The following is a 16,721-nucleotide window of genomic DNA, read 5'->3' as shown; positions in this document are numbered from 1 at the left end:
CTTTTCAGATTTCAGTGGTGGCGAGTTCGGGCTCGGCGGCGGGCGCGGAAGCGTCCGCAGCGCCGAAACCGACCGAGAAGTCATGCCCCCAGAGGCTGGCGGCGGTGGTTTCGAAAACGGTGTGGCGATCCCAGTCGATCACGCGGCCGCCATAGCCATATTCAATGGCAAAACCGCCGGGTGACTGGATGTAGAAGGAAATCATGTGATCGTTCACATGACGCCCCAGCGTGGCCATCAGGGGGACCTTGTGCCGGGCGGCGCGGTCCATCGCGCGGCCGATTTCGTCGATGGTGGCGGCCTCGACCATCAGATGGACGCAACCCGACGGCACATCGCCCTCGAACAGCGCAAGGCTGTGATGACGGCCATTGCCACAGTGCATGAAATCGATGCGCTGCGCGGACTGGCCCTCGGGACGGTGCACCATGATATCCGACAGGCCGAAGCCCAGCACATCGTGCATGAAGGCACGGGTTTCCTCGAAGGCGGGCGCCGGCAAAACCATATGGCCAAGGCCGAGTTCGCCGGTGACGAAGCCCTCTACCCCCTCGGGCGAAACGAAGCGCGCAAAGTCGCTGACATAGCCCCAGCAAATTTCGTGGCGGTTGTTCGACGGATCGAGAAACCAGACCATGTCCGCCACATGCCGCAGCGCGATTTCGGCAGGGGTTCCCGGAAAAATTTCAACACCGGCGGCGACCAGTTCGGCGATGGCGGCCTGGAAGGCGGGCTTGTTGGCGACTTCCCACCCGCTGGCGGCGTAGCGATCGGCGGCCGCGCGCTGCACAAAGATGCGGCCGGCGCGTTCATCCATCTTGAGCGCGACATCATCGCCGAGGCGCGCGGCCTTCATGCCCAGAACGTCTTCGCCATAGCGGACCCAGCTCTCTGGCGCGGCGGCATGGACGACTACATAGGCCAGTGCGGTGATCTGCACGGTTCGCTCTCCCTCGATCCTTGTGAGGGAAACATGCCGCCACCGATCACCGAAAACCTTGATCCAGATCAAATTAGAGATGCTTTGCGCACATAATCAAATCGAAGAAACGCATTTCACGATATATTCAACTGATAAACCCCTCTTTGCGTAATGCGGGACAACCCACACCTGACAAGACAGTGGGTAGTTTCGGGCACCCAATCCGTACTGAGTAGACGGACGTGGTTGATCTCTGGAATGGCGCGGTCGGCCGCGCAGGCGTCTGATAGGCGCATGCACCAGCTTTCGCCCTTCGCCCGGAAATAGCCATGCAGGCCTCCACATGCACCAACAGTGCATCGGAAACCCGCACTTTCATGCCGGATCAGGTGATGATCGGAATGCCCGCGCGCGTCGCCTATCTCACCAATGCCTATCCCAAGGTGAGCCACAGCTTCATCCGGCGCGAGATCCGCGCGCTTGAGCAACAGGGTTTTGAAATCCTGCGCATCTCGATCCGCCCGGGCGATGCCAACCTGCCCGAAGCGGAGGACCGCGCCGAAGCCGACCGCACGGTCACCATGCTCAACGGGCGCTGGTTGCCCTTCCTGACCGCGACGCTTGCCCAGGCGATCCGCCGCCCCATCCGCTTCCTCAAGGCCTGCGCCTTTGCCGCGACCACAGGAGTGCGGAGCGAGGCGGGCCTTTTCAAATCGATGGTCTATCTGGTCGAAGCGTGTTTTCTGGTGCGCCTGCTCGCAGCCCATGGCCTGCGGCATGTGCATGTCCATTTCGGCACCAATCCGGCAACGGTTGCGATGCTGGCGCATCAGCTCGCCGCGATCACCTTCAGCGTGACGCTGCACGGGCCGGACGAGTTCGACGCGCCCAAGGCACTCCACATCCGCGAAAAGGTGGCGTCCGCGAGCTTCGTGGTCGCGATATCCAATTTCGGGCTGGCGCAGCTGATGCGCTGGTCCGACCCCGAGGACTGGCGGAAGATCAAGGTGATCCGCTGCGGCGTCGACCAGCGGCTGCTCCAATCTTCGGCCAATGACCAAGCCAATGTCGGGATATGGTCCAACACGCTGGTGTGCATCGCCCGGCTGAGTGCGCAAAAGGGGCTGAACCTGCTGCTCCGCGCGGTCGCACGGCTGGCGCACGACCATGAGTTCACGGTCCGTATCATCGGCGACGGCGAACTGCGGGCCGAACTGGAAAAGGATATCCGGACGCTCGGCCTGGAGCAGCATGTCGTGCTGTTGGGTTGGCGCGGCGTCGACGATGTCCGCAAGGAAATATTGGCGGCGCGCGCGATGGTGCTTCCCAGCCTTGCCGAAGGGCTGCCCGTGGTGCTGATGGAAGCGCTCGCGCTGGGCCGGCCGGTCGTCACCACCTGCATCGCGGGTATTCCCGAACTGGTTGATGAGGCCTGTGGTTGCCTGGTCGCCGCGGGCTCGGATGCAGCGCTGGCGCAGGCGATCGAGGAAATCCTGACCGCTTCTCCCCCGCGCCTTGCCCAGATGGGCGCGATCGGGCGTGAACGCGTGATCCGCAGCCATAATGTGGATCGCAACACCTCCACCCTCGCGGCGCTGCTGCGTCCGCTCGTCTGATGATCGTCGCGCTCGGACATTGGGTCCTTGCGATCCTCCTCAGCCTTCCGGCGATGGTGCTTGGGCTCGAATGCGTGATGGCGCTGACCACGCAGCGGAAAGCGCGCGGGCAGCATCCGCCGGCGTCCCCCTTTGTGCTGATCATGCGCGCCCGCAATGCACAGGGCCATATCGCCGCCACTATCCGTGCGGCGCGGGCACAGCTTCGCCCCTGCGATCAGTTGCTGGTGATAGCGGACAATTGCACCGACGATACCGCGACCATAGCACAAGTGGCGGGCGCTACCGTCGTGGCACGACAGGATTTCCGGCACGCCGACAAGGCGGATGGCTGGCAGTTCGGGCGAACGATATTGCAGCCCGCCCCGCCCCAACTGATTGTCCTGATGGAAGCCGGGCAGGTTCCATTTCCGGGAGCGATTCAGCAACTCGCCGCCGCCGCCGCGATCAACGGGTGCGCCACCCTAGCGCCGTTGCTGTGCGTGCCGGACCACGCCGCCGGGCCGCAGACGCGCGTGGCGGCATTTTCCTGCCTGATGCACCGCCAGATCCTTCAGACCGGGTTGCAGCGTCTTGCCGGTATCGCGGCACCGGCCGAGGGGCCCGTCGCGCTGCCATGGGCTGTCTTCGATCGCATGCCGCTGGGGGCCGAAGGCCTGACGCGGCATGCGCTCCGCTGCGAGCGCGATGCGGCCTTTGTCGAGCATGATCGCGCCAGAGCGCGTGGACAGATGGCAGGTGCCGTCACGCCCGCGCTGCGCCACATCCCGATGCCCCGCCACCTCATGCCCTCTATCCGCTCGGCACTGGGGCTCTCGGCGATCGGGTTGGGTGTTTTCGCCGGCGCAGCCATGATTACCGACGATGCTGCCCCCGCAATGCTTTTTGCCGGCGCGCAGTTGTGGTTGTTGCTCGGCCTCTGGGCGGTCTGGATACGGTGGGGCCGCGATCTGCTCCCTTTGCGGATGGTGTTTCCGGGGCTGGTGTATCGGCCAGACAACACAAGTCCGCTTTCCGATTTGGTGCCGCAATGACCGTGCAATCGCCCCATCCGCTGATCGGCTGCGTGGTGATCGGGCGCAATGAAGGCGAACGGCTCAGCCGTTGCCTCGCCAGCGTTGTCGGGCGCTATGACGCCATCGTCTACGTCGATTCCGGCTCCGCCGACGACAGCCTCGTTCGGGCAGCACAGGCGGGTGTCGAGGTGATATCATTGTCCGACGATGAGCCGTTTACCGCTGCCCGGGCGCGTAATGCCGGTGCGGAAAAACTGGGTACGATATTGCCCGACGCCGCGTTCATCCAGTTTATCGATGGGGACTGCAGCCTTGCCGAGCATTGGCCAGCCACCGCGCTTTCGGTGATGCAGCGCAGCGCAGACCTAGCGGCGGTGTGCGGGCGCAGGCGGGAATGGCGCCCCCAGGCCAGCCCCTATAACCAACTGTGCGATCAGGAATGGAACACGCCCTGCGGCGAAACGCCCACCTGCGGGGGGGACGCGCTGGTGCGGGTTGCGGCCTTCAACGCGGTTGGCGGATTCCGTCCCTGGCTGATCGCGGGCGAAGAACCGGACCTGTGCTTCCGCATGCGCGCGCAGGGCTGGAAGATTTGCCGGATCGCTGCGGACATGACCGAGCATGACGCCGCGATGGAGCGCTTCGGGCAATGGTGGCAGCGCAACAGGCGAAGCGGTTTTGCCACCGCCGAAGCACTGGCTCTTCGCGGGCGGCACGAACCCCAATTGATCCGTGAGGCGTGCAGCAACCTTTTCTGGTCCCTGCCCCCCGCCTGGCTGCTCTGGCCGGTCCTGTGGCTGCGCATCGCAATGCGCCGTGGGCGACTGGCTGCGAACTATATGACGATCGGGAAGATCCCGCACAGCCTGGGCCAGATCGATTTCCTGATGTCCAAGATAAAAAACAAGAAAATGTCGCTTATCGAGTACAAATGAGAGAGGCCGAGATGAAAAGAGGCAGAACGATCATCTTTTTCCTTGCCCTGTTGCTTGGGCTGGAAGCCGCATCGATCGCAGGGATTGCCCCCCCTCCATGCGCAGCGGGCGATCCATTTTCGTTGACACTGATGAGCACCGAGATTCCGCGAACAGCACCATCCGATGACCGCACCTATGCCGCGCTGATCGCGTGCGCCGCGCTGGTCGTCGGGCTTTCGCGGCGGCGGGCGCCGGTGAAAGTGGTGCTGTCCTGAGCCGGGCAGTTCGCAAGAGAATTATCGTGGGGGATGTGCGATGAATGGCAGCAATTGGCGCTGCGTCCTGATCGGCGACGAGAGCCTTCTTACCCATTGCGGCGAGATGATCCTGCACCATGGCCACAACATTGCCGCCGTGGTGAGCAGCAACGATGCCAATCGCAGCTGGGCGCGGAGCAAGGGCATTGTTGCGTTGGATACGCCCGAGGCGTTGCACGGCGCCACAATCGGCGACGTCGCCTATCTGTTCAGCATCACCAACCTCTCGCTGCTGCCCGCTTCGTTATTGGCCTTTCCGCGCGTGGCGGCGATCAATTTCCATGATGGCCCCCTGCCCGATTATGCCGGCGTGCATGCTCCGGTATGGGCGCTTCTGAATGGCGAAACAGCATATGGCATCCGCTGGCACCGGATGACCGAAGCGGTAGATGCGGGCGATATTCTGGCGCGCGCGGATTTCGACATCGATCCGGGCGAGACGGCATTTTCGCTCAATGTAAAATGCTTCTCGGCTGCGCAGGCGGCTTTTGGCGGCTTGCTGGCACGACTTGACGGCCAGACACCGCCACCGGTTCTACAGGCGGGGCAGCCCCCTTGCCGCATATTTCGACGCAAGGACCGGCCGCTAGGAGCCTGCGCCCTGACCTGGGCAGATAGCGCCGAACAGATCGACGCGCTCATCCGTGCGCTGGATTTCGGCCCGCACCCAAACCCGGTGGGGATCGCCAATACCATGCTCGGTGACGCGGTTGCCGTCATTGGCGCAGCGCAGATCCTGTCGAGCACCTCGGCCAGCGCACCCGGAACGATCACGGCCGCCCATGACAGCGGGATCACGGTGGCGACGGGCTCGAACGATATATTGCTGACGCGGCTGACCGACATCCATGGTCAACCAATCGAGGCCACGCAACATCTCGTCGGGCGACGGTTCGATATGCCAGACGCGACGGCGCTGGATATGCGCAGCGTATGGGACAGCAAGCGTGCGTCAGCAGAAAAATTCTGGCGCAAGGCCCTGCACGCCTTCGAGCCGCTTGTGCTGCCGATCGCCAACGAGACCGTAGGGTCCCCCATACCGCGCGCGATTGCCGGGACGGCTTTGAGCGCCCCGCATCCTGTGGCAACGGCGATCGCCTTCCTCGCCCGGATCGCAGACAAGGGCCGGGTTGATGTCGGTTTTTCGGCAGGGCATGACGCTAATATCGGTCTGGAGGTAAGGCTCCGTCCGCTCAGCATCGCGGTCGATTTCGGTGCCCCCATGGCCGCGCTCGACGAAGCGCTTTCGCCGCATCTGGCCGAGATTGCATCACGGCCCGGCTTTGGCTGGGATTTGCTGCTTCGCAGCCCTGATATCCCGTTCCGGCACTTCCCGGTCGCGCTGATCGTGACCGACCGTCCCGGCGAGGCCGCTTTGCCGCAAGGAACACAGGTTGCGCTGGCGCTGCGCGATGACGGATCGGGCTGGACATGGCATTACGACGCCTCGGTCATTGCCGATGATGCGATGGCTGCGCTCGACGAGAGCTTTTCGGCCTTCCTGTCCGCCGCACGAACCGCACCCGCGACCGCCATTGGCGATTTGACGGTTGTGAGCGCGCGGCAACAGGCTCTGGCCGAGCGCTTCAATGCGGTTGAGCAGACCGGCGAATTGCTGTGTCTGCACCGGCTTTTCAGCGAGCAGGCGGCGCGCACGCCTGATGACAAGGCGATCAGCTTTGGCGCCGCAACGCTGACGTACCGCGACGTCGAGCAACGTGCGAACCGGCTGGCGCATCATTTGCAGAAGCTCGGCGTGAAGCCCGACACTCTGGTCGGCGTGTTCATGGACCGTGATCCGATGATGATCGTCGCCATGATCGCGATCCATAAGGCGGGCGGCGCCTATGTTCCGCTGGACCCCGCATATCCGCAAGCGCGCACCGCCCATATGATGGAGGATAGCGGCGCCCAGGTGATCATCACCCAATCGCGGTTGCTCGATACGCTGCCTGCGAGCGATGCGATCATCGTGCGGGCCGATGCGGACTGGCCGGCGATTGCGCTTTATCCGGACACCCCGCCCGTGGTGGAGGTGCAACCCGAAAATCTGGCCTATGTGATCTACACTTCGGGTTCGACGGGCCGCCCCAAGGGGGTGATGATCGAACATCGCAACGTCTGCAATTTCCTGAACGGGATGGACGCGAAGCTGGCGCCCAATGGCACCTGGCTTGCGGTCACGAGCATCTGCTTCGACATTTCGGTGCTGGAATTGTTCTGGACGCTGACGCGCGGTTTCCATGTGGTTCTGGCGGGCAGCGATGCGTTGACGGGAGGCGCCGTTGAGGCGGCTCGGCCACTCGATTTCAGCCTCTTCTATTTCTCGGCCGATGAGGCGGCGGGCGGGAGCGAGAAATACAGGCTGCTGCTGGAAGGCGCGAAGTTTGGCGACACGCATGGCTTCAAGGCGATCTGGACGCCCGAACGCCATTTCCATGCCTTTGGTGGCCTCTATCCAAACCCCGCAGTGACCAGCGCGGCCATCGCTGCGATCACCGATCGTATCGAGATCCGTGGCGGCAGCGTCGTCCTGCCGCTGCACCATCCCGCGCGCGTTGCCGAGGAATGGGCGGTTGTCGACAATATTTCGGGCGGGCGGGTCGGCATTGCCTTTGCCTCGGGCTGGCAGCCCGATGATTTCCTGCTGCGCCCCGAAAGCTATGCCGATCGTTCCAAGCGGCTGGTGCACGATATCGCGCTGGTTCAGCAACTGTGGCGCGGCGAAGCGGTGCGGATGCCGGGACCGCTGGGCGAGCCGGTAGAATTCAGGACCCTGCCCCGTCCACTTCGGGCCGAATTGCCCACCTGGATCACATCGGCCGGAAGCGTCGACAGCTTCGCCGCCGCAGGCCGGGCAGGTGCGTCCGTCCTCACGCACCTGCTCGGCCAATCGCTGGATGAGCTGGTTGAAAAACTGGCGATCTATCGCAGCGAGCGGCGCGCGGCGGGCCATGACGGTGACGGGCATGTGACGCTGATGCTGCACAGTTTTGTCGGCCCCGATGCCGACGCGGTCCGCGCGCAGGTGCGCGAACCGATGATTGCCTATCTGCGCACCGCGACCAATTTGCTGAAGCAGCATGCCTGGTCTTTCCCCGCCTTTCGTCGCCCGGACGGCGCGGCGCAGACGAGCACATCGGGCGGGCTGGACGCGCTGTCCGCAAGCGATATGGACGCGCTGCTCGAATATGCGTTCGATCGCTATTATGAGACGAGCGGACTGTTCGGCACGCCGGAGAGCTGCCTTGCGATGATCGACCGCGTCCGCGCGGCCGGAGTGGACGAAATCGCCTGCCTTATCGATTTCGGGGTGCCGACCGATACGGTGCTGGGCCATCTCGGCTGGCTGAACGCGCTTCGGGAACGTGCGCAAGCGGCGGAGCAGGCTGATCAACTTTCGCTGGCGGAACTGATCCACCGACATGGGGTCACCCATTTCCAGTGCACGCCGTCGATGGTGCGGCTGTTACTGGCGGATGCCGAAAGCCGGGCCGCGCTGGGCCAGTTACAGCACCTTCTTGTCGGCGGCGAGGCTATGCCGCCGGACATGGCGGTGGCGCTAAAGACGATCGTCCCCGGCCGGGTCACCAATATGTACGGGCCGACCGAAACGACGATCTGGTCCTCTGCGCATGAACTGGACAGCGCCTTGGGGCCAGTGCCGTTGGGCCGACCATTGGCGAACCAACGGCTTTGCATCAGGGACAGTCGCCTTCGGCCGCTTCCGCCCGGCATTCCGGGTGAAATCGTCATCGGCGGAATGGGCGTGGCGCGGGGATATCTCCACCGCACGGACCTGACCGAAGAACGCTTCCCGCGCGATCCGGACGTGTCTGGCGAACGGCTGTACCGCACGGGTGATATCGGGGTTCTGCGAAACGACGGTTCGACGATCGACTATCTCGGCCGCCGAGACAATCAGGTGAAGCTGCGCGGTTACCGGATCGAACTGGGCGAGATCGAAGCGCTTCTCGCGTCGATGGAGACTGTCCGCGAGGCGGTGGTGATTGCCCATAATGGCGGCTTGATTGCTTATGTCAGCCCCTGCCAGAACCCCGAGGCGATCGAAAGGATGCAGGCGCTGGTGCAAAGGCAACTACCAGCGTTCATGCAACCATCGGCGATCCTGTCGATAGATGACATGCCGCGCACGCCCAACTTCAAGATCGACCGCGCCGCGCTGCCCGCGCCCGAAGCCGTGCCGTTCAGCAATGCGGCCATTGCTGAGCATGACCACGCCCAGCCCCCCGCCAATGGGCTGGAGGAGCGGATCGTTGGCCTGTGGAAGCAGGTGCTGGGGCCGCGCACCATCGGCGCCAATGACAATTTCTTCGACATTGGCGGACATTCGCTTCTCGCCGTCCAGTTGCACAGTCTGCTGAAGACGGAACTGGGCCGCGATCTGCCGATTACCGATATCTTCCGTTTCCCGACGGTACGAACGCTTTCGGCACATCTGGGAGGTGCGGCGAACGAGCCGATTGCCGCGCGGACCGGAGAGGACCGCGCGACAGGACGCCGGGCCGCGATGCAGCGTCGGCGCGAATCTCGTTTCGCCATGGCCGACAAGGGGGAATGACAATGTATCAGCCCCAGAATTTCGATAATCCGCCTGCGCCCAGCGAGAATGACATTGCGATCATCGGCATGGCCTGTCGCTTTGCCGGCGCGCGCAACCTTCAGGAATATTGGGCCAATTTGAGGCATGGCATCGAATCCATCGAACGGTTCGATCCGAAGCAGTTGCAGGCCGCTGGCGTCCCGCGCCAGATGTTCGAAAAGCCCAACTATCTGCCCATGGGCGCGCCGCTGCCCGATATGGAATGTTTCGACCATGCGCTGTTCGGGCTCAGCCCGCGCGACGCGGCGATCATGGACCCGCAGCATCGCCACTTTCTGCAATGCGCCTGGCAGGCGCTTGAGGATGCCGGGCATGTCGCCGATAATTTTCCCGGCGCGATCAGCGTCTTCGCGGGCTCGGGCCACAATGCCTATATGCCCTATAATCTGCTGACCAATGCAGAGCTTGTCGAGCAGATCGGCTTTTTCCTGTTGCGGCACACGGGCAACGACAAGGATTTTCTGGCGACCCGCGCGTCCTATCTGCTCAACCTGACGGGACCGAGCGTCAACGTCCAGACGGCCTGTTCGACATCGCTTGTGGCGGTACATATGGCGGTCCAGAGCCTGCTCAATGGCGAGAGCGACATGGCGCTGGCCGGCGGCGTGACGATCGAATTGCCGCACCGCCAAGGCTATCTTTATGAACCCGGCGAAATTCTGTCGCCCGATGGTCGGTGCAAGGCGTTCGATGCCAGCGCCGCCGGTACGGTGTTTGGCAGCGGAGTTGGCGTCGTCGCCCTCCGAAGGCTTCAGGATGCGCTCGACGACGGCGATCATGTCTATGCGGTTATCAAAGGCTCGGCGGTCAACAATGACGGGGTGGGCAAGGTCAGCTATCTCGCCCCCAGCGTCGACGGACAGGCCCGCGCGATCGCCGAGGCGCTGTCGGTTGCCGATATCGACCCGCGATCGATCGGCTATGTCGAGACACATGGCACGGGCACCCCGGTGGGCGACCCGATCGAGATCGCCGCCCTCACCCAAGCCTTTGGCCAGAACGGCGACGCGCGCGGATATTGCGCGATCGGATCGGTCAAACCCAATATCGGCCATACCGATACGGCAGCGGGCGTCGCGGGACTGATCAAGGCGGCGATGGCGCTGCATCAGGGAGAAATTCCGCCCTCGCTCCATTTCGAAAACGGCAACCCCGCCTGCGATTTCGAACGCACGCCGTTCTTCGTGAATGGGCAATTGCGGAACTGGCCACGCCAACGGGCAGCCCCCCGCCGCGCGGGCGTCAGCTCGCTTGGCGTTGGCGGTACCAATGCCCATGCCATTCTTGAAGAAGCGCCCGAAGCGACGCCCTCGGCCCCCGCGCGCGCGCATCAGATTTTGACGGTATCCGCCGCGAGCGAAAGCGCGTTGGAGGCGAATTGCGCGGCGCTCGCCAGCCATCTGGAGAAGGCGACCGACAAGCTGGCCGATATCGCGTTCACGCTCCATCACGGTCGCAAGGCGCTGCGCTACCGGAGGAGCATCGCGGCCACCACCCACGCCGAGGCGGCACAGGCACTGAGCGCCCCGCCTGCGGTGCGCGGGGCCACGATGGCATCAGAGCGAAAGCCCGTCTTTCTCTTTGCCGGTGCGGGCGTTCAATATGCGGGGATGGCCCGCGGGCTATACGCCGCCGAAAAGGTCTTTCGCGCGGCGGTGGACGAGTGCCTCGACCTGATGCCTGCGACCGCGCGCGCTGATGTTCGCATGGTCCTTTTCCCCGAGAGCGGCGCGGACGAACAGGCGGCGACCTTGCTCGAGCGTCCGTCGATTGCGCTGCCCGCGCTGTTCACCGTGCAATATGCGATGGCGCGGCTCTGGATGGCATGGGGGGTCACGCCCGGCGCGATGATCGGCCACAGCATGGGCCAATATACCGCCGCGCATCTGGCGGGGGTTTTTGATCTGCGCGATGCGTTGAAGCTGGTGGCGGGGCGCGGGCAATTGTTCGAAACCTCTCCACGCGGCGCGATGACGAGCGTCATGGCCTCGGAAGATGCGTTGCGACCATTCATTGGAGCGGAGCTTTCGATTGCCGCGGTCAATGGTGCCGAAATGACGGTGATTTCGGGCAGCGAACAGGCGATCGCAACGCTTGAAACCGAATTGGCGGCCCGCGAGATTTCGGCGCAACGCATTCCTGTTGCGGTGGCCGCGCACTCGCACCTTCAAGACGGCATCTTGCCGGCATTTCGCGAGTTGCTGAAAACCGTGACGTTCCGGGCGCCGTCGCGCGCCTTTATCTCCAATATTTCGGGGGACTGGATCACGGCGCAAGAGGCCTGCGATCCCGAATATTGGGTGCGCCATCTGCGCGAAACGGTGCGCTTTCACGACGGACTGCGCACGGTGCTGGGGGACGAAGAAGCCGCACTGATCGAGGTTGGCCCCGGGCGATCGCTTCAGAGCCTAGCCCGGCTGCATCCCGACCGCCACGCCGACCAGCCGATTTTCGGATCATTGCCCCACCGCGACGATGCGGCCGGAGATGTGGCGCACGCCGCCGACATGCTGGGCCGGATATGGGCTGCGGGCCTGCCGGTGGACTGGGCCGCATATCATGATGGTGAAAAGCGGCGGCGCGTATCGCTGCCCGGTTATTGTTTCGATCTGCACCGACATTGGATCGAGCCGGGCAAGCAAACGGCACAGACACGCCAGCCACCGACGGATCCGGTGGGCGGGCTCCATTGCTATGCCCCGTCATGGGAGCGCGCAGCGCTCGCGCCGTCCTCTGGAAACGAAGCGCGATCGGCGCTGATCTTTCTTGATCGGCTGGGGGTTGGTGAACGGATTGCCATTGGGCTGCGCCAGCGGGGAATTACCGTTTCGACCGTAAAGCCGGGCGCGCGTTTCGGGCAAAGAGGCAGCGACTTTCAGATGAGGGCGCGTTCGGCGGAGGATTATGCGACCTTGCTTGCGGCAATGCCCTCCCCGCCCGATCATGTCTTTCACCTCTGGTCGCTCGACGGCGGGCGAAACCGGAAGGCTGCTGCGAACCTCGACCATGGGTTTTACAGCCTGCTCAACCTCGCGCGCGCGCTGGGGGACGGCGACCCGGAGCATGAGGTGCGCATCGCGGTCGTGACCGATGGCATGCAGCGCATTGCCAGTGAGCCGGTTTATGCGAGCACCAAGGCAACGATCCTTGGCCCGGCAAGCGTGATTCCAGCCGAAATGGCGAATGTTGACGTGACGTCGATCGATGTCGACTGGCCGCAGGATCGGGATGTGCTGGCACGCCGGTTGCTCGCGGAGATGGAGGGAGCCGCGCAGGGAGCCCCGGTGGCGCTTCGCGGGCCCGAGCGTTGGGTCCGGCGCTTTACGCCCCATTCGCTACCGACAGAAAGGTCTGTCTCGTTGGATGAGCAAGGGCTTCGTCCGGGCGGCGCCTATCTGATCACCGGCGGACTGGGCGGGATCGGCCTCAGCCTTGCCGAGCATCTTGTGCAGCATTGGGGCGCCCGGATTGCGTTGATCGCCCGGACCGCTTTGCCCGATCGAGCGACATGGCCCCGCCTGCTGGCGGAATTGCTCCCCGACGATCCGATGGCCGTGCGTATCAGGCGCCTTACTGCCCTTGAGGCGATGGGCGCCGATATCCTGATCCTCAATACGAATCTGACCGATGCAAGCGCGCTCGACCGGGCGGTTCGGGAAGCCCGAAAGCGGTTCGGCAAGATCGACGGCGTGTTCCATACCGCCGGGGTGCTCGACGATGGGCCGATCCAGCTGAAAACCGACGCGGCCGCAGCGACCGTTCTTGCCCCCAAGGTGGACGGTACGCTGAACCTGCTGGAAGCGCTGCGGCGGGAGACGCCGGATTTCATCTTCCTCTTTTCCTCGATCAGTGCCTTTGCCGGGATTGGCGGACAGGCCGATTATGCGGCGGCGAATGCGTTTCTGGACGCGGTTGCACAGAGCCATTGCCACCGCACGGGCACCCGGACGATTGCAGTGAACTGGCCGCGCTGGCGGGAGATCGGCATGGCTGCGACGATCCAGCCGGGATGTGGTGCGATCGCCACAGGCAAGGGCGAACAGGCATGCGACAATCCGCATCCCGTTTTGAACCGGGTCTGGTCGGGTGGCAGCAGAGAGCAGGTTTTTGCGGCCCGCATGTCTCCCGATCGCGATTGGCTGCTGGCCGAACATCGGCTGGCATCGGGCGCTGCGCTGATCCCCGGCACGGGCTATCTCGAACTTGTCAGGGCGGCGATGCGCGGCCTGTGCAACGCCGAAGGCATCGAGATGCGCGACATAGCCTTTCTTGCCCCCTTCGCGGTGGAGGATGGTAGAGAACGGGATCTGCGCGTGCACCTGATCCAGCAGGGCGGTGGAATGTGGCAGTTCGCGATCATCGGGCGGGCCACCGAGGCGGAACCGGGCCAGGGCTGGGCGACCCATGTCCGCGGCTTTGCCGAGGTGCAGGACGGCGCGATTGCGCCGGTCCACGACATGGCCGAGTTGCGCCGCCAATGCCCCGACATGGTCCGCCCGCCCGAAGCCCAGCCGCACCTGCGCTTTGGCCCGCGATGGGACACTGTTCGCCAGATCAACCGCAATGGCCAAAGCGCGCTGATCGAACTGCAGTTGCCCACCGAGATGGAGCATGATCTGGCGCATTTCATGCTGCACCCGGCCTTGATGGATTTCGCGACGGCCGGGGCACAGTGGCTGATGCCAGGGTATCGGACGGAAACCGATTTTTATGCGCCGGCTTCCTATGGTCGTGTGCGGATCCACGCACCTCTGCCAGCACGGATATTCAGCCATATTCGCTATCGCCCCGATGCGAGCACGCAAGGCGAGATGGCGTGCTTTGACGTGACGATCATGGATGCCCACGGGCAAACGCTGGTGGAGATCGAACGCTTCACCATGCTGCGCGTGCGGGACGGAATGACGCTCTCTGCCGATGCACCGGGAGGCATGGCGGTGGACGCGCTGTCCATCGCAACCGACGATGCGATGGCAATGATCGAGACACTCACCCGCGCCGATTGCGGACCTCAGGCGATCATCTGCCCCCTCCCCATCGACGAGCAGCTTTCCGCGTTGCGAGCGCCGATAGCAAAGGCTGTTGCGTCGCGGGCAACTGACGCGCAATGCGACGATGGCCCTCGAACCCGGACAGAGAATTTGATCGCCGAGCTGTGGGAGAAGATGCTGGGCGTATCCCACCTTTCTCGCAGCGACAATTTCTTCGATCTTGGCGGGCATTCGCTGCTGGCCGTGCAGATGATCAACAAGCTGCGCCAGCAAAGCGGGCGCGACGTTCTGCTGACCGCATTGATCGAGGCCCCGACCGTGAGCACGCTGGCCGCGCTGATCGCACCCGAGGAGCAATCAGAAGCATTTGATAGCCCTGACGAAATCGTTCCGACCATGGATGGGCCACGCGCCGTATTGCTGCGCCCCGGTGGCGGAAAAGCCCCAATCTTCCTGGTTCATGATGGGCTGGGCGAGGTGCTGCTATACCGTTCATTGGCACTGCGCCTTGACGAGGGGCACCCGGTTTACGGGATTGCGCCGGTGAAATCGCCGGATGGGGCGTTCGCGCACACCCGGATCGAGGACATGGCCCGAAGCTATGTCGCGGCGGTGCGCGCGGTGCAGCCCGAGGGGCCCTATGCACTGGCTGGGCTATGTGCGGGCGGTGTGATCGCCTTTGAAATGGCCTGCCAGCTGCAGCACGACGGCGCTGATATTGCCTTTCTGGGCATTGTCGATGCCGCCGATGTCGAGGCCAGTGAAGTGCCCTTCTACATCGCGCGAACGCGGCTGCGGCGCGTGGGTGAATTGTTCAGTGCCCCGGAGGACAAAGGCATAGGCGCCCTTGCCCGGACGCTCGGGCGCAAGGCGTATGGCGCGGCGCGCTATGAAATCGCATCGCGCTTCGACCGGCGCCGGCAGGAGCATGAAGTCGAACGGCTGCGGCAGAAAACCGAGCCCGAGACCGCTCCTCTCGGTTTCCTTCAAATCTATCAGGTGGCGCACCGCGAATATCGCCCATGGGCATTGCTCGCCGATACGCGGGTGACGCTTTTCAGGGCGATGCAAGGTACGGGGCCGGAAGAAGATATTCCGTTCCGCGAAAAATATACCGACTGTATTCTGGGTTGGGGCAAGCGCGCCGCGCACGATGTCGAACTGGTGGAGGTTCCGGGCGGGCATAGCAGCGCGTTGCAGGAGCCGAATGTCGATGTGCTCGCAAGGGCCATGCAGGCGTCGATCGACGCCGCCCTCGGCCAGAGCTTGCCCGGTTCATTCCTTGAGGAGCCAACAGACGCACGCGATGCGGATGCGCGATTGGTTCATCAATGAAGGAGCAGGCCCCCCGGATCACGGCGGTGATCGTAAACTATCGTTCCGCGCAACTGGCGATAGGCTGCCTTGAAAGCCTGAACGATGAGCGCCAGCGCGAACCGGGGCTGCGCGCCATGGTGGTCGACAACGCATCTGACGACGGTTCAGCCGCCGCCATCGCCGCTGCGATTTCCCAGAGCGGGTGGCACGATTGGGTGGAGCTTGTGATTTCGCCGGTAAATGGCGGTTTTGCGCATGGCAATAATCAAGCGATCGTCCGACTGATAACCGACTGCGCGCCGAACGATCTTGTCTGGTTGCTCAATCCGGACACGATCGTCCGGCCCGGCGCGGCGACCGTCCTGGCCAATTTCATGGCCGCGCATCCGGAGGCGGGGATAGCGGGCAGCCTGCTTATCGAAGCCGATGGCGCGCCCTGGCCCTATGCCTTCCGCTTCCCTTCCTTACTGGGCGAACTGGAACGCGGCGCGCGGCTGAGGGCGCTCAGTCGCTGGCTATCGCGTTATAACATCCTCGAAAAAATGGGCGATCAGCCATCGCGGGCACAATGGGTGTCGGGTGCGAGCATGGTCGTTCGCGGTGCCGTCTTCGCCGATATCGGGAAGATGGACGATGGCTATTTCCTCTATTTCGAGGAAACCGATTTCTGCCTGCAGGCCGCGCGCGCGGGATGGGGCTGCTGGTATGTACCCGACGCCCATGTGGTCCATATCGCCGGGCAAAGCACCGGATTGACGGGACAAGCCCCCACGCAGAAAGCGATGCCCGGATACTGGTTCGAATCCCGGCGCCGCTATTTCATCAAGAACCATGGCCGCAGCTATGCCATTGCGGCGGATCTGTTCTGGACGATCGGCCATATCCTTCGGCTTGCCCGGCACCGCTTTCGGTTGCCCATCGACCGCGAGCCAAGGGAGCGCCTGACGGACTTTCTTTCGCACTCGGCGCTATTCAACCGTGCGGAGCGAAAGACGGCGTAA

The 16,721-nt window shown here is 63.7% G+C and carries 8 protein-coding genes; 7 read left to right on the top strand and 1 reads right to left on the bottom strand.

Annotated features, from left to right (window positions below; all coding sequences use genetic code 11):
- Positions 1-4 precede the first annotated feature (4 nt).
- Positions 5-940, bottom strand: a complete 936-nt coding sequence (locus QYC26_RS16645) for a VOC family protein (RefSeq protein WP_317513340.1) — start codon at positions 938-940, stop codon at positions 5-7.
- 311 nt (positions 941-1,251) lie between these two features.
- On the opposite strand from QYC26_RS16645, the gene QYC26_RS16640 reads away from it, so the two are divergent.
- Genes QYC26_RS16640 through QYC26_RS16610 form a run of 7 tightly spaced genes read left to right on the top strand, consistent with a single transcriptional unit; the run spans position 1,252 to position 16,721 of the window.
- Positions 1,252-2,538, top strand: a complete 1,287-nt coding sequence (locus QYC26_RS16640) for a glycosyltransferase family 4 protein (protein ID WP_317513339.1) — start codon at positions 1,252-1,254, stop codon at positions 2,536-2,538.
- The gene (locus QYC26_RS16635; protein ID WP_317513337.1) at positions 2,538-3,572 is read left to right on the top strand and encodes a hypothetical protein; all 1,035 of its coding nucleotides are present in this window, start codon (positions 2,538-2,540) and stop codon (positions 3,570-3,572) included. The genes QYC26_RS16640 and QYC26_RS16635 overlap by 1 nt, the downstream gene beginning before the upstream one ends.
- Positions 3,569-4,489 carry a glycosyltransferase family 2 protein gene (locus tag QYC26_RS16630; RefSeq protein WP_317513336.1) on the top strand — a complete coding sequence of 307 codons (921 nt, stop codon included), beginning with the start codon at positions 3,569-3,571 and terminating at the stop codon, positions 4,487-4,489. The genes QYC26_RS16635 and QYC26_RS16630 overlap by 4 nt, the downstream gene beginning before the upstream one ends.
- An 11-nt stretch (positions 4,490-4,500) precedes the next feature.
- The gene (locus QYC26_RS16625) at positions 4,501-4,746 is read left to right on the top strand and encodes a hypothetical protein (protein WP_317513335.1); all 246 of its coding nucleotides are present in this window, start codon (positions 4,501-4,503) and stop codon (positions 4,744-4,746) included.
- 40 nt (positions 4,747-4,786) lie between these two features.
- A complete protein-coding gene (locus QYC26_RS16620) occupies positions 4,787-9,370 on the top strand; it encodes a MupA/Atu3671 family FMN-dependent luciferase-like monooxygenase (protein WP_317513334.1) in 4,584 nt (1,527 codons plus the stop codon).
- A 2-nt stretch (positions 9,371-9,372) separates the two neighbouring features.
- On the top strand, positions 9,373-15,738 hold the full coding sequence (locus QYC26_RS16615) for a type I polyketide synthase (protein ID WP_317513333.1): 6,366 nt from the start codon (positions 9,373-9,375) through the stop codon (positions 15,736-15,738).
- The gene (locus QYC26_RS16610; RefSeq protein ID WP_317513332.1) at positions 15,735-16,721 is read left to right on the top strand and encodes a glycosyltransferase family 2 protein; all 987 of its coding nucleotides are present in this window, start codon (positions 15,735-15,737) and stop codon (positions 16,719-16,721) included. Before QYC26_RS16615 ends, QYC26_RS16610 begins: the two co-directional genes overlap by 4 nt.

The organism is Sphingomonas sp. C3-2, assembly GCF_033025475.1.
Taxonomy (GTDB): Bacteria; Pseudomonadota; Alphaproteobacteria; order Sphingomonadales; family Sphingomonadaceae; genus Sphingobium_A.
Note: the sequence above shows the minus strand (reverse complement) of the source record. Positions and strands in the feature narration are given on the sequence as shown.